Genomic DNA, 22,661 nt, shown 5'->3' on the forward strand with positions numbered 1-22,661 from the left:
GGCGATACAAGCGCTGCGATTTTCTGCCGGACCGGAACACAGGGCTGATACATCGCTTCGGTTAACTGTGATTCCGTACTGGCAACCATGAGACCGACACCATGCAGACCCCCATCACCTCAACGAACGCGACCGTCGGGCTTGGCTTGCGTCGCGGTTTAATGAAGGACCTTCAGGCCGCCCGTACCGGCGATTTCGACTTTCTGGAAGTCGCGCCGGAAAACTGGATCGGCATCGGTGGCGCCCATGGTCATGCGTTGCGTGCCCTGGCCGAGCGTTTTCCGTTGTCCTGTCACGGTTTGTCCCTGTCGCTGGGTGGGCCGGCACCGCTGGACGTCGGGTTCTTGCAGGAAGTGCGGGTGTTCCTCGATCATTACAACGTGCCGCTGTACAGCGAGCACCTGAGTTATTGCAGCGATGACGGTCACCTTTACGACCTGTTGCCGTTGCCGTTTACCGAAGAAGCGGTGCACCACGTGTCCGCGCGGATCCGCCAGGCCCAGGACATTCTCGGCCGGCGTCTGGCGGTGGAGAACGTGTCCTACTATGCCGCGCCGCAGCAGGACATGGACGAAGTGACGTTCACCAACGCGGTGTTGCGTGAAGCCGATTGCGACCTGCTGCTGGACGTCAACAATGTCTACGTCAACTCGATCAATCACGGCTTCGATCCGCAGACCTTTCTGGCGGGCATCGATTCGGGGCGGGTGGTGGCGATGCACGTGGCCGGGCACTTCGATGAGTCCGACACGTTGAAAATCGACACCCATGGCGCGTCGGTGAAACCGGTGGTGTGGTCGTTGCTGGCCCAGGCCTACGCCCGGTTTGGCGCACAACCGACGCTGCTGGAACGGGACTTCAACTTCCCCGCGTTTTCTGAACTGGTGGCTGAATTGCAGACCATTCGCCGGCTGCAGACCGAGGGGGTGAACCGTGGATAAGCACTCGCTGCATCAACAGCAATCCACGCTGGGCCTGTACCTGCGAGATCCCGATCACCACGCGCCGCCAGCCGGGATGGATGTGGCGCGGGCACAGGTTTACCGCGACCTGATTTTTTCCAACCTGTCGTTGCTGCTCAGCGGGACCTTCCCGGTGCTGATCAAGATTCTCGGTGATGAGCGCTGGCGTTCGCTGGTACGGATCTTCCTGCGGGATTACCGCGCGCGCACGCCGAAATTCGGTGAAATCGCCAAGGAGTTTGTCGAACACCTGGCCTCCGGTCCGCAGGCGTTGAGCGAGGGCGAGTGGCCGCCGTTCATGGTGGAACTGGCGCATTACGAGTGGGTTGAAATGGCGTTGCAACAGTCCGAAGCCGAGCCGTTGGCGTCGAGTGATGTGGCGTTGATTCTGGCGCGACCGTTGCAGGTATCGCCGCTGGCGTGGCCGTTGGCCTATGCCTGGCCGGTGCAGTGGGTGGGGCCGGATCATCAACCGGACAGTGCACCGCCTCAACCCACGTTATTGTTGGTGCGTCGGGCTGAAGACTGGAGTGTGAAGTTTTCCGAGTTGAGCCCGCTGGCGTGGCGGTTGTTGCAGCGGGTCGAGGAATTTCCCGAGCTGGACGGGCAGGCACAGCTGGAAGCATTGGCGGTGGAGGCGGGGGGTGCTGGATCGCCAGTGTTCATGGAGAGCGGGGCGGCGTTGTTGCGGCAGATGCATGGGGAAGGGGTGATTGGCATAAAAGCCTGACCGACCACAATCGCCCAAACACCACTTGACTCTGTGGGAGCGGGCTTGCTCGCGAAGGCAGAGTGTCAGGCAACATCATCGTCGACTGACACTCCGCCTTCGCGAGCAAGCCCGCTCCCACAGGGTCAAGTGGTGACTGGGAATTTATGGGGCGGAGAAGAAATACCGTGTCAGGTGAAAGAAAATCGGCGCCGCAAAGCAAATCGAATCCATCCGATCCAGCATGCCGCCATGACCCTTGATCATGGTCCCCCAATCCTTGGCGCTCAGGCTGCGTTTAATGGCGGACATCACCAGCCCACCCAGAAAACCCATCACCACGATGACAAACGACATCATCAGCGACTGCCAGAAACTGAACGGGGTCATCCAGAACATGCACCCGCCAATCAGCGTTGCCGAAAGGCCGCCACCGACCAATCCTTCCACCGTTTTCGACGGGCTCACCAGGGGCGCAACCTTGTGCTTGCCGAAAAGTTTGCCGAACACGTACTGCAACACATCACTCAACTGCACGACGAACACCAGGTAAAACAACAGCAGCGCGTTCTGCCCCTTGAAACCTTCCAGGTCCAGCAGCAACAGGGCCGGCGCGTGGCTGATGCAGTAGACGCAAATCATCACCCCCCACTGGATCTTGGCCGCTCGTTCCAGAAAGGCGTCCGTGTCCTGACTCAGCACTGCAATCGCCGGCAACAACAGGAAGGCGTACACCGGAATCAACAGCGTGAACAGCGAATACCAGTGCGTGCCGATCAGTACGTATTGCAGCGGGATCAGAATGAAAAACGCCGAAAACAGCGCGTTATGGTCGCCCAGTCGGGTCGGCGTCAGGGTGATGAACTCCCGGAGCGCGAACAGCGAAATGAAGCCGAACAAAATGACCGTCGCGTTGCCGCCCAGCAGGTAGGACACGAAGAAGATGATGACCATGCCCCACCAGGCATTCACCCGCTGGTTGAGGTTTTCGATGGTCGAGATCGAGCCTTCCGTTGTCGCGCGCCTGGCCAGTATCCGGCCGATGATCGAAGCAACGGCCAACAGGCCGGCAATGGCGCCGAAGAACCACAAAAACTTTTCATCAAGATTCATTCCGACAGCCTCACGATGGCGTCACGCGCCCGGTCCAGAAACACCTGTTTTTCCTCGCCGCTGATCCGTTGCAGCGGGTCGCCGATACGGATCGTGCAGATGATGGGCAGCGGGACGTGTTTGCCTTTTGGCATGGAGCGATGCAGGTTTTCCAGGTAGATCGGCACCAGGTCAACCTCGGGGAACGCCTCGGCCAAGCGATACAGCCCCGATTTGAATGGACCGGGCAACGCCTGGCTGCCGCGCGTGCCTTCCGGAAAGATGATGATCGAATGGCCCGCGCGCACCACGTCGAAAATCGGCTCCAGCACGTTGACGCCGGGCGCCGGGTTGCGCTCGATCAGCACCGCATTCAGGCCTTTCTGCGAGATGTACGACAGAAACCGGTTTTTGCCCCAGTAGTCCGCCGCCGCGACCGGTTTCACGTTCACGCGGGCTTCCGGTGGCAGGGCGGCGATGATTGCCAGGGTGTCCATGTGGCTGGAGTGATTGGCGAAATAGATGCGCTGGCGCGTCAGGTCCGGCGGGCTTTCCCATCGGGCCGTGACGCCGATGAGGAATCTAAGAACAGAAATCAGCGCGTTACTGATCCACATGGTGAGTCCCCTTGAGCTGGCGCGAGATGGCCAAAGTTCGCGTGACGCAGGTCGCGGCGGATCCGGCGGCGATGATGACCAGCGCGATCAACAGCACGTAGTGAGTGCCATAAACGGTGGCCTCGACGGCATTCAACAGAAGTCCTGCGGTCATCACGGCCATTCGGTGCTGCTTGGCCATGGGGCCCATGAAGCTTTGCTTCAGGCCAATCGAGCCGCCAAACACCCTGACATAAGCCGTCAGTGCCGCGGCCAGCGCCGCAAACCAGCCGAGATCGGCGTACCCGATGGCATACCCCAGCGCGACGATCAGCAGGCTGTCGGCAATGCGGTCGGGGAATTCGTTGTAGAGGCTGCCGATGTCGGATTTCTTGCCGCCCTCGATCGCCACCATTCCGTCGAAGAGGTTGCACAGCAGGCGCAATTGAATGCCGACGGCGCAGAGGATCGAGCCGATGAGCCCGTTATCGATATTCAGTGCCACCGCCCCGGCGAGCGCGAAGGCGATGCTGGCGACGGAGATCTGATTGGGGGAAATGTCTCGTTTCACCAGAAGGTCGGTGATGTGTTTCGCCCAGCCCGCAGAGCGCGTCTTGATGGGCCTTCGGTTGTCATCCATTTGCCAATATCCATATAAGTGTCGGTTGCTATCGGGTGCGCCACCGCGGCACGTTGCGCGACGGTGCCCGACAATATAAAGGCTTTCCTGCGCCATTGGGCCGTTTGTAGGAGCGAGGCTTGCCCGCGAAGAACGATAACTCGTTTCTCAAGTGGAACCGCTTAACGGCCTTCGCGGGCAAGCCTCGCTCCTACAAAAGCTAAATCGGCAACTTCAACTCCGCACACAACCCACCGCCATCACGGTTGCTCAACGTCAACGATCCCCCGATCGCCAACGCCAATTGCTGCGCTATTGCCAGCCCCAGACCGGTTCCGCCGGTGCTGCGGTTGCGCGAATTCTCTACCCGATAAAACGGTTCCATTACGTGGGCCAGGTCCTCTTCGGAAATGCCCGGTCCGCGATCCATGACCTTCACCGAGAGCAGGCCGTTTTTCGCTTCCACCCACAACTCGGCGGCCCCGGCGAACTTCAGTGCGTTATCCGTCAGGTTCACCAAAACCCGCCGCAAGGCATGCGGCCGGGTGTCGATCACCGCAGCACTTTTGCCACCCAGTTGCACGTCCTTGCCCACGTCCTGATAGTCAAACACCAGGCTGTCGAGGAATGAGTCAAGGTCGGTGCGGCGGCTCTCCTCAGTGGCGCCGTGAACGCTGCGGGCATACGCCACGCCTTCGCGCACCAGATGCTCCATCTCACTGAGGTCGCTCCACAGTTTGTCTTTCTCGCTGCAGTCGTCCATGAATTCGGCACGCAGCTTCATGCGGGTGATCGGGGTTTGCAGGTCGTGGGAAATCGCCGCCAGCAGTTGCATGCGCTCCTTCAAGTACGCGGCGATGCGAGCCTGCATCGAATTGAAGGCGATGGCGGCGTGGGCGACTTCGGTCGGGCCTTTTTCGTCCAAGAGCACCGCATGGGTGTTGGGATCAAGGTTGTCCACCGCTTCGGCAAGGCGAGTGAGGGGGCGGATGGCGATTTTGACGGCCAGCCAGGTGCAGATAATCATCAGCGCCAATTGGCCCAGCAGAACGATGGGCAACCACGGCGACAACGGCACCATCGATGGCCTGACGTCGATGGTCACCGGGCTGCCGTCCGCCAGTTTCAGGTGCACCTGAAAATGCTTCTGCTCGCCGGGAATGTCCGTCACGGTCATCGGGTAATCCTTGCCGATGGCGTCCTTGATCGATGTCATCGCGATGGGCGTATCGCTCATGGCCACGCCCGGCGAACCCTCGTCGAGCAAATAACGGTAGTTGCGGCGGTTCAGTTGTTGCAGCCAACTCATGCGTTCTTCGGCCGGCAAGCGGTCAAGGATGGCAATGGAGGTCGAGACGTCGGTTTCCAGGTTACCGAGCATGGTGTTTTTTGCGCTTTCGTAACGTTCGTAATACTGCGCACCGAAGGACAGCGCCTGCGCAAGGATCAGGCCGATCAGAAAAATCAGCGAGAGGCGCGAGGCGAGGGTGCGGGGCCAACGAAGGGTGACGTTCATGACGGCGCACCGAGCACTTCCACCTGCAGGGAAAACACATAGCCCTCACTGCGCACGGTTTTGATGTAGGCCGGTTCCCGGGCATCGTCCAGCAAGCGTTGGCGCAAGCGGCTGACCAGCAAGTCGATGGAACGGTCAAACAGGTCGGCGTCGCGGCCCTGGGTCAGATTGAGTAGTTGGTCGCGATTGAGCACCCGCTGCGGGTGATCGAGGAACACTCGCAGCAAACGGTATTCCGCGCCGCTGAGCGCGACCATGGTGCCGTCTTCATCCAGCAAGTGCCGGGCCGACGTGTCGAGGCGCCAGCGCCCGAACGCCAGCAGACGACCGCTTTCGGTGACCACCAGGTTTGGCGGCAGCATCCGCGTGCGGCGCAGTACGGCGTTGATTCGGGCGAGCAGTTCACGGGCGGCGAACGGCTTGACCAGGTAATCGTCGGCGCCCATTTCCAGGCCGATGATGCGGTCGGTTTCGTCGTTGCGGGCAGTGAGCATCAGCACCGGCGTGGCCTTGTGTTTGCCGGCGCGCAATTCGCGGCAAAGCATCAGGCCGTCGTCGCCCGGCATCATGATGTCGAGCACGATCAGGTCCACCGGCGTGGACTCAAGGAAGCTGCGCATCTGGCGTCCATCGGCGACGACCGTGGTGCGCAGGCCGTTCTTCTTGAGGTAGTTGCCTACCAGTTCCCGGATCTCGCGGTCATCGTCCACGATGAGAATGTGATCGACGTGTTCCATGGGGCCAGGCCTCTATCAATGGGGGATGTTGCGCAGTCTATCGAGCCTTGGCCCGCTCGCCCGCAGCCCTTTGTATTGCAGTGTATCTGGCGTAGCGGCGGATACACGCGAACGCAAAAATACGATTTTTCAGGGGTTTTGTATCGCTCTGTATCAGGGGCCGGCTTTGATACGTACCGATTTACACGCGGCTGTTTTCGACACAGACGAGATACCTCGCGAGCTTCTAATGGGTTCCATCGAGGCAACCCACACCGCCTCGGCTCAATTGAACGACCTAGCCATTGAAGCCTTGAGGAAACCGCCATGAACACCAAAGCCATCTACGCCGCTTGCCTGTTTGCCGCCCTGAACATCTGCACCTTGTCGGCCCGTGCCGAAGCCACCGATGTCAGCGCTAAAACCTACACCTACGGCACCCACCTGGACATCAAGAAAGTGGTGTCGTTGAAAGAGGACGCCACGCCTTCCTGCGGGGTTGTGAATGCCCAGCTGACTTACTTGGACTCCCAGCACAAAACCCAGGTGCTGGATTACCGAAAATTTGCCGACGGCTGCAACGCGGACAACTGAGTCCTTCGCTGACCGATTGCCACCCCCCTTTGAAACAGGAAGAACACCATGAATAACGTCACCCGCTTTTTGACCGCTGTTGCTTTCTCCGTAGCCGGCGCGGCGGCCCATGCCAATGCCGCTGTTGAACAGAAAAGCTGTGGCAGCGCGACCTGCTTCCAGCTGACGCCGGTGGCGGAGCAGGGCGGTCATGCCTTCCTTGCACAGGACGGTTCAAGCCGCACGCCGCAAGGTCAGTTGGTGGCAGAGAACGGCGCTAGCCGCACGCCACAGGGGCAGTTGCTGGATAACCAAGCGGTCTGAACACTGTTTTGAGCCCACCATCAATCCTTGTGGGAGCGGGCTTGCTCGCGAAAGCGGAGTGTCAGTCAACATTAATTTTGAATGTACTGGCCTCTTCGCGAGCAAGCCCGCTCCCACAGGGGATTGGTGTGAATCGCCCACCCCCTCTCATGTTTAGGTGATCCCATGTTTCTCATCGCTTTCCTGGGCGGCATATTGACCGTCCTCAGCCCCTGCATCCTCCCGGTTGTGCCGTTCCTGTTCGCCGGTGTCAAACGCACGCGTTCATCCATCCTGCTCACCCTCGGCGGCATGGTCCTGACCTTTGCCCTGATCTCCAGCCTGGCCGTGGTCAGCAGCGAATGGGTGGTGCAAGCCAACAACACCGGTCGCCACGTCGCCCTCATCGTCATGGCGTTGTTCGCCCTGTCGCTGATTTCCGCCCGTGTCGGTGACTGGATGGCCCGTCCCTTCGTGGCGCTGGGCAATCGCCTTGATCCCGACACCCGCAAAATGTCTGGCCCGCTGGGTTCGGTCATGATCGGTGTGGCCACAGGGCTGCTCTGGGCACCGTGTGCCGGACCGATCCTCGGGGTGATTCTCACCGGCGCCATGCTCCAGGGCGCGAACGCACAGACCAGCCTGTTGCTGCTGGCCTACGGCTTGGGCAGCGCGCTGTCCCTGGGCACCTTGATCTTCGCCGGTCGCGGCCTGGTCAATCGCTTGAAGGCGTCGATCCCGGTCACCGGTTGGCTGCGTCGTGGTGCCGGTGTTGCCGTGCTGGCCACCGTGGCGGTGATTTCCACCGGTGCCGACCGGACACTGCTGGCCGGCACCTCGTCCGAAGGCGTCAGCACCCTCGAGAAAGGCGTGCTGGAAACCGTGCCGAAAATCGTCGACTACTTCGTCAGCAAGGCCAAGGCCGACTCCATGGACAATGCCCAAGGCGCCATGCCGTCGCTGTCCGGTGCCGTTCAGTGGCTGAACTCGCCAGCGCTGAGCAATGATTCGCTCAAAGGCAAAGTGGTGCTGGTGGACTTCTGGACCTACGACTGCATCAACTGCCAGCACACCTTGCCGTATGTGAAGGACTGGGCGAAGAAATACGAGAAGGATGGCCTGGTGGTCGTCGGCGTCCACACCCCTGAATACGGTTACGAGCGCATCATCGACAACGTCAAGGATCAGGTCAAAGAGCTCGGGATTACCTACCCGGTGGCCATCGACAACAACTACGCGATCTGGCGCGCCTTCGACAACCAGTACTGGCCCGCTCACTTCCTGATCGACGCCAAGGGCCAGGTGCGTTACACCCACTTCGGTGAAGGCGCCTACGAAACCCAGGAAAAGATGATTCAACAGTTGCTGGAAGAGGCCAAGGCACCTTCGGCGTAACCCTTGACATCAATGGCTCATAGGCTGCGCGCCGTGGGCCATTGGTTTTTTCTCCTGATTGCGCCGCCACGCCGCCGGTGGCGCGCCGTACTCTCGACGAAAGGCACGGCTGAAGGCCGTGTCGGTCTGGTAGCCCACCTCTTCGGCAATCCACATCAACGAACGGTTACTGCTGCGTAACAGGTTGGCCGCCAGCAACATCCGCCATTGCGTCAGGTACTGCATCGGCGAACTCCCAACCAATTGCGCAAAGCGTTCCGCCAGCACCGACCTTGACGTGCCGGCGGTCCGCGCCAGTTCATCCAGGGTCCAGGCGTGACAGGGTTTTTTGTGCAGCGCATTCAGGGCAGCACCGACAATCCGGTCGCCCACACCCGCCAGCCAACCGGTCCGGCCTTCACCGTGTTCGTTCATGTACAGGCGCAACACCTCGATGAACAACACCTCGGCCAGTTTCGCCAGCACACTTTCGCCGCCGGGCCTGGGCGAGCGTGCTTCGGCCAGCGCATAACGGACCGATGATTCCAGCCAGATTCCGGCATTTGAGCCGCGCACATTGACCCGGACCACCGCCGGCAACCCCGTCAGCAACATGCCCGCCAACCGCGTATCGCACGCCAGATAACCGCACACCAGCCGCGTGACCGCGCCGCCACCGCCGTAACTCAGTTGCCGGGGACGGCGCGCCAGCACCACGTCCAGCCGCTTGCCCGTGACCGGCGTCAGCCCCGGTTGCGAGCTCATGCGATGGGCGTCGCCCTGAGGGAACACCACCACATCGCCGGCGGTCAGGCGCAGCGGCGGATCGTTTCCCATCTCGACAAAGCACTCGCCTTCGGTGATCAAGTGAAAAATCACCACCCGCTCGGCACCGGGCTCCAGAAAGGGGGCGGCCGTGTCGGCGCTGGGCGACTGGTAGCACCAGGGCGCCGTGAACCTGGCATTGATGAAAATCGCACCGACCAGGCGAACGACGCGCAGGGTTTGGGACAGGGCGTCCATGGTGGCTTCCCGTGCGGCTGAGGGCTTTCTGATTGTGAGCGCGTTGCCGCGTAACGTGAATTCTCCGGACGATCGGGCAGTGTTGCCCGACGATCGGGCAGGACGCCGGCCCGCGCCGGAGCGATAGTTTGCCTACAGGGCCACTGCCGACCCTGTCATCAATAACAAGAACGAGAGGTTGCCATGCCAAAGTTCGTCATAGAACGCGAGATCCCAGGTGCTGGAACACTGTCAGAAAGGGATTTGAAAGCGGCTTCGCAAAAGTCCTGCCGGGCGTTGCGCGATTTGCCGCAGGTGCAGTGGCTTCAGAGTTATGTCACGGGCGACAAGTTGTACTGCGTGTACATCTCGCCAAGTGAGGCGCTGATCCAGGAGCACGCCAGGCAGAGCGGTTTCCCGGCCAACCGCATTTCCCAGGTCACGAACATCATCGATCCCACCACGGCGGAATAAGCCGGGCCTGCGTTCCAATCCTTACGGAGCAGATTTAATGAGTACCCCCCTTGATCTCACTGCCCTGAAAAACCGTCAGATGGCCTCTTGGGCCAGCGGCGACTACGCCGTGATCGGCACCACCCTGCAGATCGTCGGCGAGCAACTGGCCGAAGCCTGTGACTTGCTCTGCGACGAGCGGGTGCTGGACGTGGCCGCCGGCAACGGCAATGCGACGCTCGCCGCCGCACGCCGAGGGTGCAACGTTACCTCGACCGACTACGTGGCCGCGCTGCTGGAACGCGGCGAAGACCGGACCCGGGCCGAGCGCCTGGAAGTGACCTTCCAGGTCGCCGATGCCGAGGCGCTGCCCTTCGAGGACGCCAGCTTCGATGCCGTGCTCTCGACGTTTGGTGTGATGTTCACGCCGGACCAGGCCAAAGCCGCTGCGGAATTGGCGCGGGTCTGTCGCCCCGGTGGCCGCATCGGCCTGGCCAACTGGACGCCTGAAGGTTTTGTCGGCCAGATGTTCAAGACCCTGGGCCGTCATCTGCCGCCACCAGCAGGCGCGCAACCGCCTTCAAATTGGGGAACCGAAGCCTGGTTGCACACGCACTTCGATGAGCGCGACTTCCAGGTCCAGGTGACGCGCCGCACCTTCAACTTCCGCTATCGCTCGGCGGCGCACTTCATCGACACATTCCGCACCTGGTACGGCCCGGTCCACAAAGCCTTCGCGGCGCTGCCTCCCGAGAGTGGCCAGGCCTTGGAAAGCGACCTGACCGGACTGATCAACAAGATGAACCGGGCGGGAGAGAAGTCGCTGGTGGTGCCGAGTGAATACCTGGAGGTCGTCATCACCCGGCGCTGACCTATCAACACAATCCCAATGTGGGAGCGGGCTTGCTCGCGAAAGCGGTGTGTCAGGCACCATTCGTATCGACTGACACGACGCCTTCGCGAGCAAGCCCGCTCCCACAGGGGATATGCGGTGTTTTGCAGGGGGCGGTCACTCATCCACCCGCTCGGTATGCACCACCCACACGCTGCAGGGCATTTTGTACAGCAGGTGCTCCACCGTGCTGCCGATCAACCGGCCCAGGCCGCGATGGCCGACCCGGCCCATGACAATCACGTCGACGTCATAAGCATCGGCATAGCGGGTCAATACCTTGGCCGGGTTGCCCATGATCATGTGCCGCTGCTCGGGCGCTATACCGTTGCGCTCGGCCAATTCATTGAAGGCGTCTTCCTGGTAGTCGAACAGGGTCTTGGCCTTGCCGGAATTGAAAAACGCCGAGCCGTTGTCAAAGCCGAACTCGTCCGCGCTGATGGAGGAAAGGTCGTAGGCGTAGAGCACGTCCAGCTCGGCATTACAGGCACTCGCCAGTTTCGACGCTTCGTGCAGGATCCGGTCATTGAACGTTTTGTAGTGATCGTCGCGATGAAAAGGGTCGACCGCCGCGACGACCCTACGTGGCAGGGCGTGAACCGCATGGCTGACAAAATGCAGCGGCACCGGGCATTCACGCAGCAAATGCACGTCGAGCGGGGTAAACATCAACCGCGACAGCAGCGATTCATGCTCTAACGCCTTAATCAGCACGTCCATCGGCTGTTCTTTGAGGTGAATCAGGATTTCTTCCAGCGGGCGTTCGACCCACGCCACCTCCGTGGTGACGTGCACCCCAATCTTGCGCAAGGGCCGGGCCTGTTCTTCGAGCCACTGGCGGTGTCGATCGACGTAGCCCAGACGCATCTGTTCCAGGGCCTTTTCGTTGACCAGGCTGGCGGTGGCCAGGCCTTCCAGGTAATCGAACGCCACGATGTGCAACGCCGCGTCTTCGGCCTTGGCCAGCGCCGCAGCCCTGTCGAAGGCGGGGCTGTGTTCCATCAGTGGCGAGGCGACCAGCATGAAGCGTGATTGACCAGACATGGCAAACCTCCCGTGGGTGAACGAAGAGATAGCAGTCTTTAAGTATTGACCATGATCGACCTCCCGTCCGTCAGACTGGTGCAGGTTGGGTGGGCGTGCCAGTCAGAGGGAGGACAGACGCCGTTCCATGATGATCGTGCGCTCGGCACCGTGGAATTCGTCGCGGACTTTTCGAAAGCCCAGCTTGAAGTAGAAGGCTTCTGCGGTGATGGAAGAGGGGACACGCAATATTTCGATTTTCGCTTCTGTGGCGATGGACTCGATCGTGGCAATCAATTGCCGGCCGAGGCCGCGCCCTTGTTGCGCGGGGTCGACAAACACGCTGCGTACAACATCGCGATCAAGGCTGGCCGTGGCCACGACACGACTGTCGATTGTTGCGACGAAGACCTGGCGTTGGGTCAGTAATGTGCGAATGGACTCGGTGGAAAAGCTTTTTTCCACCTGCGCGATGATGTCGGGTGGGTAGTCCAGGGCATTGGACTGGCGTAGCGACCGGATGATGACCTGGCTGATGGCGGACGCGTCAGCCGGGGTGGCGGGCCGTATTTGCGGTTTCATAGTGCTACCTCAGTCCTTTGAACACCCTGAAAACCCTGTGGGAGCGGGCTTGCTCGCGAAGGCGGCGTGTCAGTCAACATCATTATCGACTGACACGCCGCCTTCGCGAGCAAGCCCGCTCCCACAGGGGGAACTAGGCAATCCGGGCACCGCGTGCTGCCAACAGCTCCCGCAACACAGACCGATGGCAATGCGCTTCATCCTCGCAATAACACCCAACCGCCAGTGAGGTTTGATGGGAGAGGGCAGCCAGCAGATCCAGCAACTGACTGGCTGCGGGCTGGTTCATTTCCGCCTTGAACTTGCGCCGAAAGGCCTCCCAGGCTTTGTCATCCTCGGCCGCTTTGGCTTCGGCCACCAATTCAGCGCTCGGCGACAGCAGTGGCTGCCACACATCATAAAAGTCCCGACGGGCGAACTCGGCCTTCGGTACACCGCGAGGTGGGCGGCGTACCGTGCCGATCCGCAAGCCTTCATCAGGCAAGTGCGGCGAGCCGAGTCGAACGATACGGATGGCCATGCCGCGTTACTTGTGGCGCGATCCGTCGAACCACTCCATGGCGGTGCGCCAGATGCAGATCCCCAGGAAGTAAGCCGACATCAGCAGCCAGAGCCCCATGACCATCGGGTTGACGACCGGATGGTTGACCACCAGCGACAAGCTGCACAGCAGCCAGATGGCGGTCACGGCGATGTTGATCGGCATGAACTTGCGCACGCGGAACGGGTGCAGGAACTTCATTCGGGTCACGGTCAGCAAGGCCAGGCCGATGACGGTCAGGAAGGTAATCCACGGCGACGGGGCGATGATGTACAGGCACAGGGCCACGACGTTCCAGGCGGCAGGGAAGCCCTGGAAGTAGTTGTCTTTGCTTTTCATGTTGACGTTGCAGAAACAAAACAGCGACGAGACCAGAATCAGCGACACGGTCAGCAGCAGCGTGTAGTCCGGCAACGGGATGTAGCGATAGATGAACAGCGCGGGGATAAACACATACGTCAGGTAGTCGATCACCAGATCGAGGATCGATCCATCGAAACTCGGCAGCACCGACTGCACATTGACCTTGCGCGCCAGGGCACCGTCCAGGCCATCAACGATCAGGGCCACGCCCAGCCACAGCAAGCAATTGGTGGCCTGGTTTTCCAGCAAGGCGAGGGTGGCGAGGAAGGCAGTGACCACGCCGGTGGCGGTAAAAGCATGGGCGCCCCATGCTTTGAGCCTGGCGATGTGTAGGGTGGATATCACGGGGGCGTTCTCCAGAAAGTGAAGCAAGCCAGTCATCACCCTCGTTATCAAGGGCGGCGGCAAAGCGGTTCGGTTGCAGGTATCGACCGGAAATCCGGGAATAAGGTTCACCGTCTGTAAATCTTAGCTGGGCCGGCAAAAAATACTTCGGATTAATCTGTAGTGCTGTTCACTCAGGCGCGGTGCTTCAGTCACACCCGTTTTAGTGGCGAGGGAGCTTGCTCCCGCTGGGCTGCGAAGCGGCCCCAAAAAATGTACAACAACGCCGGTTTTTGTGAGTGCTACGGACTAAAGCGGGACGGTGCGGCGTTACGACAAGCTCCCTCGCCACAAGCCAGACGGTGGTGGCGCATTTGCCGGCGAGGACTATTGTTGCCTGACCGGGTCACTCCCATCGATGAGGATGTCGTCATGAACACCAGCGATTTGCTCGAACAACTCCTGCGGGCCGGCCAGGGCCCCGGGGCGCAACAGGGTGGCGCATCCGCTCAGGGAGGCCTCGGCGGCGGTCTGGGTGGATTGCTCGGCGGCTTGTTGGGCGGTGGCGCGGGCTCAAGTGCGGGCGGCGGCGGATTGGGTGGCTTGCTCGGTGGCCTGCTCGGCGGCGGCTCACCCATGGGCGGCTCGACCCGGACCCGCTCGGGTGGCGGCACCAACTATACGGCCCTGGCTTCACTGGGGATGATGGCGTTCCAGGCGTATCAGGCGTGGCAACGCAGTCAGGCAGCTGCGCCGCAACAGGCACCGCGCACGGTCGACTTGTTATCTGGCCCGGAAGTGGAGGACCACAGTCATGCTGTGCTGCGAGCGTTGATCGCTGCGGCGAAGGCCGATGGGCGGATCGACGATGCTGAGAAACACATGATCAGTACCGAAATCGGCCGCCATACCGATGACCCGCAATTGCAACAATGGCTGGATGCCGAAGTTGACCGGCCGCTGGATGCAGCCGATGTCGCGCAATCGGCGACGGATCCGGCGATGGCGGCGGAAATGTACCTGGCCAGTGTGATGCTGGTAGACGATCAGCAGGTTGCCGAGCGCAGCTATCTGGATGAGCTGGCTGCGGCGCTGAAGATTGATCCTGAGTTGCAAGTGCATCTGGAGCAGCAGGCCAAGGGCGGCGTGGCGTAACGTGTGCCCGCAAACATCGGGTTGTCTTTCAGGCCGCCTTCGCTAGCAGGCTAGCTCCCACAGTGGGTCTGCGGTGTGCGCTAGATCCCTTTGGGAGCTAGCCTGCTAGCGAAGAACGATAACGCGGTCAAACAGCAGGTTTGGGTACCAGGAAAATAACCCCGTGCGCTTCGCCAATCACCAGTATCCGCGGCAAATCCTCCGGCACCCGTAGCTGATCCACCGCCGCAAAAAACTGCCCGCCGCGTGGATCCGACACCACACCGATCATCTTCGCGGTAGGGCTGATGTTCTTGTAGGCGTGGATCGAACCCCCGGGGATATGCACGTAACCCCCGGCCGAGACGGTGGTGGACTTGCCCGCCACGGTCACTTCGACTTGGCCGTCGACCACATAAAACGCTTCGTCCCACGGATGAAAGTGCGGTGGCGGACCACCGCCTTGCACGCCTTCCTGGATATGCATTTCAAAGGGCTTACTGAGGTCGCCGCCCGCGAGGATGGTGATCGCCTCGCCCACGACGTTCACCGGCGCCGGCGATTGCTCGATGACGTGCACCGTTCGCATGATTGCTCCCCGAAGATGAGTCAACACCCGCTGAGTATATGCCTGGTGCGCCAGCCGGGCGCCGCTGCACAGGCCCGTCCGTCAGGGCGATTTCAACGCCGATTGAATTTTTTTCCGCGAATATCGCTCTGCTGATGTAGAGACGTGTTGATTCAGCGTCCTGCCACTGGCCTCAGACCGAGAGATGCGCCCATGACTGCCCTGACACGACTTGAATCGCGGCCCGCCCACGAACACCCGATCCCGGCCGCCGGGAGCCTGAAACAAGCCTATGAACACCTGCTACTGGGCGCCGACCCCGAGCAACGGCGCGCACTCGCCCGAAGCTTCCTCGAGGCGCAGCTCGAACACGCCACTCACTTGCCTCAAGAGATGCCGACGGACCTGTCGGCCCTGCAATCGTTCGTCGAACAACACAGCGTCGACGTCGCCCGCCAATACGCCGACTACCTGCGACAACGCAAGGAAGGCGGGCCCCGGCAGTTCTTTACCAACAAGGCGCACGCGCTGTTTTTCCTGCACGCCGTTGCCCCGACCAAGCTGGTCGACGGCGCCTGGTTGTATGGCCTGTTGCGTCAGTGGCGCGACCCGCGTTTCGAAGGGCTGATCTGCACCTATCTGGAAGAGCTCGGCGACGGCAACCCGGCGCAGAATCATGTGGTGATTTACCGCAAGCTGCTCGCCGAACATGGCCTGCAAGACACCGGGGTGATTGCCGACGAGCATTACCTGCAAGGCGCGATACAACTGGCACTTGGCGAATCCGCTGACGAGTTTTTGCCCGAGGTGATCGGCTACAACCTCGGCTACGAACAACTTCCGCTGCATTTGCTGATCAGCGCCTACGAACTCAGCGAATTGGGCATCGATCCGTACTATTTCACCCTGCACGTCACCATCGACAATGCCAGCACCGGCCATGCGCAAAAAGCCGTGCAGTCGGTGCTGCAACTGCTGCCGGTGGAAGGCGATCGCGAAGACTTTCTGCACCGGGTGGCGCTGGGTTATCGCCTCAATGATCTGGGGCAGGGCAGTCGCGCGATCATCGAGTCGTTCGACCTCGACGCCGAGTTGCTCAACATGCTTGAACGCAAGCGCCCGTTTGGCCAGCACATGCATTCTGACTACTGCCGTTTTGAAGGCAAGACCGTCAACCAATGGCTGTCCGCGCCGGAGCAGCTGCCAGGGTTCCTCGCCGCCATGGAAAACAAGGGCTGGATCAAACGTCATCAGGACCCGCAAGCCAGCCGCTTCTGGCAGTTGATCGAGGGTGACGGCGCCGCCATGTTCGGCGTGTTCAGCCCCTACGAAAAACAGCTGCTGCATGACTGGATTGCCGGTGATTGGACGCCTGAGCGCTCACCCCCAGCGGTTCGCCGAGGCACAAGTGTCGCGACAGAACCGGCAGTGCCCGACAACGACCCGGATATCCAAAGCCTGAAAACCGCGTTGGACGGGCTCGCCGCGCACGAGCAGATGCCGGTGCTGATCCCGTGGCTGTCGGCCCATCGGCATTCCCATCCGGCCGGTCTGATGGCCACGCGACGGTTCATCGAACTCAAATCCAGCCTGCGATAGGAGCACGGCATGAATCAGGAAGAGCAACTGGGCGCTGCCGATCTGGCGCTGGTGCAGCTGGGGCGCCGTTTGCAGGCCGATGGTTACCGGTTTATCACCCCGACGCCGCTCACCCACCAGCGGGTCAATGACCGCGCCTTCGGACAAAACGCCCGGACCTTGCGCGATGTGTTCGGCTGGTCCCGCTCGTTTGAACCGGATCTGCTGTCGACCGATGAACAGCGGCAGTTGCAGGAGGCGGGCGTGCTGCAAGAATGCAACGGCCGACTGAAAAGCCGCGTGCGCTGGTCCAGCCTCGATGATTTGCTGTTCGTGCACTCGGGGTTCCCCACCGATACGGCTGACGCGGTGTTTTTCGGGCCGGACAGCTACCGGTTCGCGCAGCTGATCCATGCCCATCTTCAACAAACCTTCGCGCCGATCCGGCGTGCCGTCGACATTGGTTGCGGCGCGGGTGTCGGGGCGATTGTGATTGCCCGGGCACGCCGCGATGCCGAGGTGCTGGCCGTCGATATCAATCCCGCAGCATTGCGCCTGACAGCGGTCAACGCGGCGCTTGCCGAAGTTGCTAACGTCACGGTCGAGGCCAGCGATGTGCTGCAGGATGTCGATGGCAATTTTGACCTGATCGTCGCCAATCCACCCTACATGGCCGATCCCGCCGAACGTGCTTATCGCCATGGCGGCGGCGCGCTCGGTGCGCAGTTGTCATTGCGCATTGTCGAGCAAGCGTTATATCGACTGGCACCCGGTGGCTCTTTGGTGCTGTACACCGGGGTGGCAATGATCGATGGCCAGGATCCGTTTCTCGAGGCACTGACCCCGCGCCTCGAATCGCCGATGTTCGGCTGGACCTATCGCGAACTCGACCCGGATGTGTTCGGTGAAGAGTTGCTGACACCGGGCTATCAACGGGTGGAGCGGATTGCGGTCGTGGCCTTGATCGTCACGCGCATCGGCCCAGGCATTGGGGGACGCGTCGAGCCAGCAGGTGCGCCATGAACAAGAATCTGGACGATTACAACCGCATGCGCGATTTCTCGGCGACCTCTGAACCCGCCGCGAAACGTTCGGGCAAGAAAACCGCGAAAGACCATGCCTTGCAGTTCTGTATCCAGAAGCACGATGCCTCGCGGTTGCACTATGACTTTCGCCTGGAACTCGATGGCGCACTGAAAAGTTGGGCCGTGCCGAAAGGCCCTTCGCTGGACCCCAAGGTCAAGCGCCTGGCGGTCCACGTTGAAGACCATCCGATCGATTACGCCACGTTCGAGGGCAGCATTCCCGAAGGGCATTACGGCGCCGGCGACGTCATTGTCTGGGACCGGGGCGTGTGGATCCCCCAGGAAGATCCGGCCAAGGCCTATGCCAAGGGTAAGCTCAAGTTCGAGCTGCAAGGCGAGAAACTTGGCGGCTTGTGGAACCTGGTGCGCACGCACATGCCGGGCAAGCAGGAGCAGTGGTTTCTGATCAAGCATCAGGACAGCGCTGCGAAACCGGAGAGCGATTACGACGTGGTCGCCGCCGAGCCCGACAGCGTGCTCAGTGACCGCACCATTGTCCCCAGAAAGGCGAAGACCGCCGACAAACCCAAACCGGTGAAGAAGCCGGTGCGCAAGGTCGTGGCTAAAGAGCCGTCAGCGCAACTCACCGGCGCTCACAAGGCCAAGCTGCCCGACCAGCTCAAACCGGAACTGGCGACGCTGGTGGAAAAAGCCCCGCAGGGCGAGTGGAGTTATGAGATCAAGTTCGACGGCTACCGGATCATGGCCCGCATCGACCACGACGAAGTGAAACTCTTTACCCGCAACGGCCACGACTGGACCCACAAACTGCCAAAACAGACCGAGGCGCTGGCCGCTCTGGGCCTCGAATCCGCCTGGCTCGACGGTGAAATGGTGGTGGCCAACGAACAGGGCGTGCCGGACTTTCAGGCGCTGCAAAATGCCTTTGAATCCAACCGTAGCGGCAACATCCTTTACTACCTGTTCGACATGCCCTACCTCAATGGCGTGGACCTTCGCGAGGTGCCGGTCGAGGAGCGGCGGGTCGCGCTGGCGACGGTGCTCAAACCCAATCAAGACCCGCTGCTGCGGTTCTCCGATGCGTTCGGCGAAGAGCCGGAAGCGCTGCTCAACAGCGCCTGCCAAATGCAGATGGAAGGGCTGATCGGCAAGCGCCTGGGGTCGCCTTACGTGTCCCGGCGCAGCAGTGACTGGATCAAGCTCAAGTGCAAGCATCGGCAGGAATTCGTCGTGGTCGGTTTCACCGATCCCAAAGGCGCGCGCAATGCCTTCGGCGCGTTACTGTTGGGCCTGCATGACCGCGACAGCGGCGAGTTGCGCTACGCCGGCAAGGTCGGCACCGGTTTCAACGAGACCACGCTCAAGCGCATTTACGAACAGCTCAAACCCTTGCAGGTGAAAAAACCAACGGTGGTCAACCCGCCGACCGGTTTCGACGCCAAGGGTGTGCATTGGCTCAAACCCGTGTTGCTCGCCGAAGTCGCATTCGCCGAGATGACCAAGGACGGGTCGGTGCGCCATGCCGTATTCCATGGCTTGCGCGATGACAAGCCTGCTGAAGGCATCACCGAGGAGCGTCCGAAAGCCGTGAAAGCCCAGACCAGCAGGAAAGCCGCCGCGGACAAACCGGCCGCCGTTGCGAAAAAGAAACCGGCCAAGGCAGCGCCCGCGCCCTCACAAATCGGCCTCGGCGACGGCAAGGTGCGTATCACCCATCCGGACCGGGTGATCGATGCGAGCAGCGGCACCACCAAAGTGCAGCTGGCGGAATATTACGCCAGCGTCGCCGAATGGATTCTGCCCGAGCTCAAGGATCGGCCCGTGGCGCTGGTGCGCGCCCCGGACGGCATCGCCGGCGAACTGTTCTTCCAGAAAAACGCCGAGCGCCTGGCCATTCCGGGCATCACGACACTGGACAAGGATGTCACCGGCCAACCGGTGATGATCATCAACAACGCCGAAGCGCTGATTGGCGCCGTGCAGATGAGCACCGTGGAACTGCACACCTGGAACGCCACCACGGAGAATCTCGACAAACCTGACCGCTTCGTCCTCGACCTCGACCCGGATCCGGCGCTGCCGTGGAAAAGCATGGTCGAGGCGACTCAGCTGACGCTGTCGGTGCTGGATGAACTGGGGCTCAAGGCCTTCCTCAAGACCAGCGGCGGCAAGGGAATTCACCTGGTGGTACCGCTGACCCGCAAGCTCGGTTGGGACGAGGTGAAGGACTTCAGTCACGCGATTGTCAGCCACATGGCGACGTTGCTGCCGGAGCGCTTTTCGGCGGTGTCGGGACCGAAGAATCGCGTCGGACGGATCTTCATCGATTACCTGCGCAATGGCCTTGGCGCCACGACCATTTGCGCCTACGCCGTGCGCACCCGCGAGGGGATGCCGGTGTCAGTGCCGATTTTTCGGGAAGAGGTGGCGCAGCTTAAGGGCGGCAATCAGTGGAATATCCACAACGTGCTCGAGCGACTGGTCGAAGTGGGTGATGAACCTTGGGCGGACCTGAAGAAAACCCGGCAAACCGTCACCGCCGACATGCGTCGGCGGGTCGGGATGAAAGCTAAGCGGTCGATGTAGGCGCTGGCGAGCGCGGCCCGAGGTTTCTCCAGCGCCTACAGTGGAGCGGTGATTACCTGATGAACGCCTGCAAATCGGTACCGAGTTTATCGATCGCCGCTTTGAAGTCCTTGGCAGTGATTTGCTGGCTAGCATTCGACAGTGTGCTGCCGAAGACTTTGCGCACAACCTTGGCCACTGTCTGGTTGTTGCTGGCGTCAATTAACTCCGCCTCGATGAACAGTGTGGTGTCCTGATCACGGTGGCCAGTGGCAGCGGAAACACCACCCACAACGGCGGCGACCGGAACCACTTCGTACCACTTCATGCCTTCGTTTTCGGCATTCACCCCGGTGATAGCCGCGCGCATGACCAGCGTTTTTGAACCCTTAGGCGCTGATTTTTCGCTCGATACCACCCGGTATTTCTGGCCCAGAATGCCTTTGACCTTGCTGGTCATGTAGCCCTGTATATCGCTCAGCGTCTGTTGGTTGACCCGCTCGTTGGGCTGTGGCGCCGGGTAGAGCTCCAGCGTGTTGAACGCCACCGTGTCATAAGCATTCGGATTCCACGACGGGCTCACCCAGCGCATCGCGGTTTCGCCGCTGGTGGTGGTGACTTGCTGCAAGTTGTTGTAGTTGGACAGGAAGCCTGAGTACTGGTCCTTTTCGGTGACTTTCGAGGTGCAGCCACCGAGTAGCAGGCTGGTCAATGCAACGCCGATGAACAATTTCCGGGACAGATTCATTGTGGTGTTCACTCCATGGATGTAGTCGTTTTTTTTTCGATTGCAGGGCATCAAAAGCGCCAGGTCATGTTTCCGGTCACCGCTTGAATCCAGGCATTGTCGAACTGACCGGAAGTTCGAACGCCCGACGTGGACTTGGTCTGGTCCACCGGCATGTCGCCAAGCCAGACCATGGCCCAACTGACGTTAATGTCGGTGACCTTGTTCAGAGCATAGGTGGCCCCGGTCGCAATGCGCCAGGATTCGCCCATGGGTGCGGAAAATGTACGGTTGTTGTCTGAAACGGCGCTGCTGTCATACGCCACGCCGACGTTCCATAACAGTTGCGCAGTGGCCTGGTATTGGGCACCCAAGGCGAGTTGCCAGGTGTCTTTGTAGTCGGCGTCGATCGTGGTTGATCGGGCGCCGGCTGCCGTGGTGTCGACCTGCACGGCGACTTCACCGAACTCAGACCAGTCCTGCCAGTTGACCGAGGCCAGCAATGCCCATTGCGGGTCAAGTTGCTGGAACAGGCTCAGGGTGACGGTTTGTGGCACGGTCATGTCGAGCTGGGTGTTCAGGCCGTCCAGACGATCCAGCCCCGGGCCATTGCCTTTGATATCCAGACCGTCCTCGAAGTCCAGATCGACCTTGCTGGTGTAGGCCAGGCCGATACGCGTGGCGGGTTGAGGGGCGTAGATCACCCCCACATTCGCGCCAAAACCCCAATCGTTGTCCTTGTATTTGAACTGGCCGTCGCTGCGGTCGGTGAATCCGAAGGGCGAGCGATCAATCGCGGTTTGCGCTTGCAGCATGCCGTACATGGCTTTCACACCGACGCCGACGGACCATTGCTCGTTGAAGCGATACGCCACGCTGGGCACAAACGACAAACCGGCGAGGCTGACGTTCTGCGCAAAATAGCGCCCGGACCAATCGTTGTCGTAATTGGCCGCCAAGCCGAAGTCGCCGTAATTGCCAAAACCGACGCTCCAGTGGTCATCGAGTTGATGGCTGATGAAAAAACTGCCGCCGGGAATCGGGTCGAGGGCGTTGCCACTGCCGCTGCCCGTGCCGTTGGTGTTTGAGTCGCGATCAAAGCTCAGGTCGCCATAGAGCACCTGCAATCCGCCGGTAATTTGCGTACCTGGCAGATAACTCATGCCCGCCGGGTTGCTGGCAATTGTTGAGGGGCCCTGGGCCCGGGCGGCGGCACCGGCGTTGGCCAGGCCGGCGTTATCTGTGCCGATTTCATAGAGCATGATGCCGCCGGCCTGGGCTTGCTGGCAGCACAGCGCAAGCAGGGTGAGGGTCGGCAGGGTGGCTGTTTTTAGCTGCATGGCGCTACCTCGGCAAATGTCCTTCACGAACGCGGGTGGCCGCTGTTGGCCACCCGTCTATCG

24 protein-coding genes are annotated in these 22,661 nt (G+C 60.9%); 11 read left to right on the top strand and 13 right to left on the bottom strand.

What is annotated here, in order from left to right:
* The first annotated feature begins 101 nt into the window (after window positions 1–101).
* Window positions 102–941 carry an HvfB family MNIO-type RiPP peptide maturase gene (locus ACA051_RS12465; protein ID WP_497374995.1) on the top strand — a complete coding sequence of 280 codons (840 nt, stop codon included), beginning with the start codon at window positions 102–104 and terminating at the stop codon, window positions 939–941.
* Complete coding sequence (locus ACA051_RS12470) at window positions 934–1,692, top strand: HvfC family RiPP maturation protein (RefSeq protein WP_497374997.1); 759 nt, start codon at window positions 934–936, stop codon at window positions 1,690–1,692. Before ACA051_RS12465 ends, ACA051_RS12470 begins: the two co-directional genes overlap by 8 nt.
* Window positions 1,693–1,836: 144 nt before the next feature.
* Here ACA051_RS12470 and ACA051_RS12475 read toward each other — a convergent pair whose 3' ends face one another.
* From ACA051_RS12475 to ACA051_RS12495, 5 genes are all read right to left on the bottom strand, one after another.
* Window positions 1,837–2,784, bottom strand: coding sequence for a phosphatidate cytidylyltransferase (locus ACA051_RS12475; protein WP_497310074.1), 948 nt, complete (start codon window positions 2,782–2,784; stop codon window positions 1,837–1,839).
* Entirely contained in the window at window positions 2,781–3,380 is a 600-nt protein-coding gene (locus tag ACA051_RS12480) for a lysophospholipid acyltransferase family protein (RefSeq protein ID WP_497310075.1), read from the bottom strand. Before ACA051_RS12480 ends, ACA051_RS12475 begins: the two co-directional genes overlap by 4 nt.
* Entirely contained in the window at window positions 3,367–3,999 is a 633-nt protein-coding gene (locus ACA051_RS12485) for a CDP-alcohol phosphatidyltransferase family protein (protein WP_497374999.1), read from the bottom strand. Before ACA051_RS12485 ends, ACA051_RS12480 begins: the two co-directional genes overlap by 14 nt.
* 199 nt (window positions 4,000–4,198) lie before the next feature.
* On the bottom strand, window positions 4,199–5,494 hold the full coding sequence (locus ACA051_RS12490) for a sensor histidine kinase (RefSeq protein WP_497310077.1): 1,296 nt from the start codon (window positions 5,492–5,494) through the stop codon (window positions 4,199–4,201).
* Window positions 5,491–6,231, bottom strand: a complete 741-nt coding sequence (locus ACA051_RS12495; RefSeq protein WP_497310078.1) for a response regulator — start codon at window positions 6,229–6,231, stop codon at window positions 5,491–5,493. Before ACA051_RS12495 ends, ACA051_RS12490 begins: the two co-directional genes overlap by 4 nt.
* A 306-nt stretch (window positions 6,232–6,537) precedes the next feature.
* Here ACA051_RS12495 and ACA051_RS12500 point away from each other — a divergent pair, with 306 nt between their 5' ends.
* The 3 genes from ACA051_RS12500 (at window position 6,538) to ACA051_RS12510 (ending at window position 8,481) form a co-directional block, all read left to right on the top strand.
* Window positions 6,538–6,804 carry a DUF2790 domain-containing protein gene (locus ACA051_RS12500; RefSeq protein WP_497310079.1) on the top strand — a complete coding sequence of 89 codons (267 nt, stop codon included), beginning with the start codon at window positions 6,538–6,540 and terminating at the stop codon, window positions 6,802–6,804.
* Window positions 6,805–6,852: 48 nt separating this feature from the next.
* The gene (locus ACA051_RS12505) at window positions 6,853–7,107 is read left to right on the top strand and encodes a hypothetical protein (RefSeq protein ID WP_497310080.1); all 255 of its coding nucleotides are present in this window, start codon (window positions 6,853–6,855) and stop codon (window positions 7,105–7,107) included.
* A gap of 165 nt (window positions 7,108–7,272) precedes the next feature.
* A complete protein-coding gene (locus ACA051_RS12510) occupies window positions 7,273–8,481 on the top strand; it encodes a cytochrome c biogenesis protein DipZ (protein WP_497375001.1) in 1,209 nt (402 codons plus the stop codon).
* Between the two features lie 9 nt (window positions 8,482–8,490).
* On the opposite strand, the gene ACA051_RS12515 is transcribed toward ACA051_RS12510, so the two are convergent.
* Window positions 8,491–9,483 carry an AraC family transcriptional regulator gene (locus ACA051_RS12515; protein ID WP_497375003.1) on the bottom strand — a complete coding sequence of 331 codons (993 nt, stop codon included), beginning with the start codon at window positions 9,481–9,483 and terminating at the stop codon, window positions 8,491–8,493.
* Window positions 9,484–9,666: 183 nt separating this feature from the next.
* Here ACA051_RS12515 and ACA051_RS12520 point away from each other — a divergent pair, with 183 nt between their 5' ends.
* Window positions 9,667–9,936, top strand: a complete 270-nt coding sequence (locus tag ACA051_RS12520; RefSeq protein ID WP_497375005.1) for a DUF4242 domain-containing protein — start codon at window positions 9,667–9,669, stop codon at window positions 9,934–9,936.
* 37 nt (window positions 9,937–9,973) lie between these two features.
* Complete coding sequence (locus ACA051_RS12525) at window positions 9,974–10,786, top strand: class I SAM-dependent methyltransferase (RefSeq protein WP_497375007.1); 813 nt, start codon at window positions 9,974–9,976, stop codon at window positions 10,784–10,786.
* 138 nt (window positions 10,787–10,924) lie between these two features.
* Here the strand turns inward: ACA051_RS12525 and ACA051_RS12530 are convergent, their stop codons facing one another.
* The 4 genes from ACA051_RS12530 to pcsA form a co-directional block, all read right to left on the bottom strand.
* On the bottom strand, window positions 10,925–11,851 hold the full coding sequence (locus ACA051_RS12530; RefSeq protein WP_497375009.1) for a universal stress protein: 927 nt from the start codon (window positions 11,849–11,851) through the stop codon (window positions 10,925–10,927).
* A 102-nt stretch (window positions 11,852–11,953) separates the two neighbouring features.
* Window positions 11,954–12,412, bottom strand: a complete 459-nt coding sequence (locus tag ACA051_RS12535) for a GNAT family N-acetyltransferase (RefSeq protein ID WP_497375011.1) — start codon at window positions 12,410–12,412, stop codon at window positions 11,954–11,956.
* Window positions 12,413–12,545: 133 nt separating this feature from the next.
* Window positions 12,546–12,932 (bottom strand): DUF488 domain-containing protein, encoded by a 387-nt coding sequence (locus tag ACA051_RS12540; RefSeq protein ID WP_497310086.1) that lies wholly within the window; start codon window positions 12,930–12,932, stop codon window positions 12,546–12,548.
* Window positions 12,933–12,938: 6 nt separating this feature from the next.
* Window positions 12,939–13,661 carry a phosphatidylcholine synthase gene (gene pcsA / locus ACA051_RS12545; RefSeq protein WP_497375013.1) on the bottom strand — a complete coding sequence of 241 codons (723 nt, stop codon included), beginning with the start codon at window positions 13,659–13,661 and terminating at the stop codon, window positions 12,939–12,941.
* Window positions 13,662–14,072: 411 nt separating this feature from the next.
* Here pcsA and ACA051_RS12550 point away from each other — a divergent pair, with 411 nt between their 5' ends.
* A complete protein-coding gene (locus tag ACA051_RS12550) occupies window positions 14,073–14,795 on the top strand; it encodes a tellurite resistance TerB family protein (protein ID WP_497310087.1) in 723 nt (240 codons plus the stop codon).
* A 127-nt stretch (window positions 14,796–14,922) separates the two neighbouring features.
* Here the strand turns inward: ACA051_RS12550 and ACA051_RS12555 are convergent, their stop codons facing one another.
* Window positions 14,923–15,363, bottom strand: a complete 441-nt coding sequence (locus ACA051_RS12555) for a cupin domain-containing protein (RefSeq protein WP_497310088.1) — start codon at window positions 15,361–15,363, stop codon at window positions 14,923–14,925.
* 192 nt (window positions 15,364–15,555) lie between these two features.
* On the opposite strand from ACA051_RS12555, the gene ACA051_RS12560 reads away from it, so the two are divergent.
* Genes ACA051_RS12560 through ligD form a run of 3 tightly spaced genes read left to right on the top strand, consistent with a single transcriptional unit; the run spans window position 15,556 to window position 20,552 of the window.
* The gene (locus ACA051_RS12560) at window positions 15,556–16,941 is read left to right on the top strand and encodes an iron-containing redox enzyme family protein (RefSeq protein ID WP_497375015.1); all 1,386 of its coding nucleotides are present in this window, start codon (window positions 15,556–15,558) and stop codon (window positions 16,939–16,941) included.
* 9 nt (window positions 16,942–16,950) lie between these two features.
* Window positions 16,951–17,943 (top strand): methyltransferase, encoded by a 993-nt coding sequence (locus ACA051_RS12565; protein WP_497375016.1) that lies wholly within the window; start codon window positions 16,951–16,953, stop codon window positions 17,941–17,943.
* Window positions 17,940–20,552, top strand: a complete 2,613-nt coding sequence (gene ligD, locus ACA051_RS12570; RefSeq protein ID WP_497310091.1) for a DNA ligase D — start codon at window positions 17,940–17,942, stop codon at window positions 20,550–20,552. Before ACA051_RS12565 ends, ligD begins: the two co-directional genes overlap by 4 nt.
* 52 nt (window positions 20,553–20,604) lie before the next feature.
* On the opposite strand, the gene ACA051_RS12575 is transcribed toward ligD, so the two are convergent.
* Together ACA051_RS12575 and ACA051_RS12580 are read right to left on the bottom strand one after the other, a co-directional pair.
* A complete protein-coding gene (locus tag ACA051_RS12575) occupies window positions 20,605–21,279 on the bottom strand; it encodes a DUF3313 domain-containing protein (protein ID WP_497375018.1) in 675 nt (224 codons plus the stop codon).
* Between the two features lie 50 nt (window positions 21,280–21,329).
* Window positions 21,330–22,598, bottom strand: a complete 1,269-nt coding sequence (locus ACA051_RS12580) for an OmpP1/FadL family transporter (RefSeq protein ID WP_497375020.1) — start codon at window positions 22,596–22,598, stop codon at window positions 21,330–21,332.
* Window positions 22,599–22,661 lie beyond the last annotated feature (63 nt).

Source organism: Pseudomonas sp. LBUM1669, from assembly GCF_059695705.1.

Bases quoted from the DNA above. Each gene is read 5' to 3' on its own strand.
- ACA051_RS12465 (WP_497374995.1), top strand. From the start codon at position 102: ATGCAGACCCCCATCACCTCAACGAACGCGACCGTCGGGCTTGGCTTG.
- ACA051_RS12475 (WP_497310074.1), bottom strand. From the start codon at position 2,784: ATGAATCTTGATGAAAAGTTTTTGTGGTTCTTCGGCGCCATTGCCGGC.
- ACA051_RS12480 (WP_497310075.1), bottom strand. From the start codon at position 3,380: ATGTGGATCAGTAACGCGCTGATTTCTGTTCTTAGATTCCTCATCGGC.
- ACA051_RS12485 (WP_497374999.1), bottom strand. From the start codon at position 3,999: ATGGATGACAACCGAAGGCCCATCAAGACGCGCTCTGCGGGCTGGGCG.
- ACA051_RS12490 (WP_497310077.1), bottom strand. From the start codon at position 5,494: ATGAACGTCACCCTTCGTTGGCCCCGCACCCTCGCCTCGCGCCTCTCG.
- ACA051_RS12495 (WP_497310078.1), bottom strand. From the start codon at position 6,231: ATGGAACACGTCGATCACATTCTCATCGTGGACGATGACCGCGAGATC.
- ACA051_RS12500 (WP_497310079.1), top strand. From the start codon at position 6,538: ATGAACACCAAAGCCATCTACGCCGCTTGCCTGTTTGCCGCCCTGAAC.
- ACA051_RS12505 (WP_497310080.1), top strand. From the start codon at position 6,853: ATGAATAACGTCACCCGCTTTTTGACCGCTGTTGCTTTCTCCGTAGCC.
- ACA051_RS12510 (WP_497375001.1), top strand. From the start codon at position 7,273: ATGTTTCTCATCGCTTTCCTGGGCGGCATATTGACCGTCCTCAGCCCC.
- ACA051_RS12515 (WP_497375003.1), bottom strand. From the start codon at position 9,483: ATGGACGCCCTGTCCCAAACCCTGCGCGTCGTTCGCCTGGTCGGTGCG.
- ACA051_RS12520 (WP_497375005.1), top strand. From the start codon at position 9,667: ATGCCAAAGTTCGTCATAGAACGCGAGATCCCAGGTGCTGGAACACTG.
- ACA051_RS12525 (WP_497375007.1), top strand. From the start codon at position 9,974: ATGAGTACCCCCCTTGATCTCACTGCCCTGAAAAACCGTCAGATGGCC.
- ACA051_RS12530 (WP_497375009.1), bottom strand. From the start codon at position 11,851: ATGTCTGGTCAATCACGCTTCATGCTGGTCGCCTCGCCACTGATGGAA.
- ACA051_RS12535 (WP_497375011.1), bottom strand. From the start codon at position 12,412: ATGAAACCGCAAATACGGCCCGCCACCCCGGCTGACGCGTCCGCCATC.
- ACA051_RS12540 (WP_497310086.1), bottom strand. From the start codon at position 12,932: ATGGCCATCCGTATCGTTCGACTCGGCTCGCCGCACTTGCCTGATGAA.
- ACA051_RS12550 (WP_497310087.1), top strand. From the start codon at position 14,073: ATGAACACCAGCGATTTGCTCGAACAACTCCTGCGGGCCGGCCAGGGC.
- ACA051_RS12555 (WP_497310088.1), bottom strand. From the start codon at position 15,363: ATGCGAACGGTGCACGTCATCGAGCAATCGCCGGCGCCGGTGAACGTC.
- ACA051_RS12560 (WP_497375015.1), top strand. From the start codon at position 15,556: ATGACTGCCCTGACACGACTTGAATCGCGGCCCGCCCACGAACACCCG.
- ACA051_RS12565 (WP_497375016.1), top strand. From the start codon at position 16,951: ATGAATCAGGAAGAGCAACTGGGCGCTGCCGATCTGGCGCTGGTGCAG.
- ligD (WP_497310091.1), top strand. From the start codon at position 17,940: ATGAACAAGAATCTGGACGATTACAACCGCATGCGCGATTTCTCGGCG.
- ACA051_RS12575 (WP_497375018.1), bottom strand. From the start codon at position 21,279: ATGAATCTGTCCCGGAAATTGTTCATCGGCGTTGCATTGACCAGCCTG.
- ACA051_RS12580 (WP_497375020.1), bottom strand. From the start codon at position 22,598: ATGCAGCTAAAAACAGCCACCCTGCCGACCCTCACCCTGCTTGCGCTG.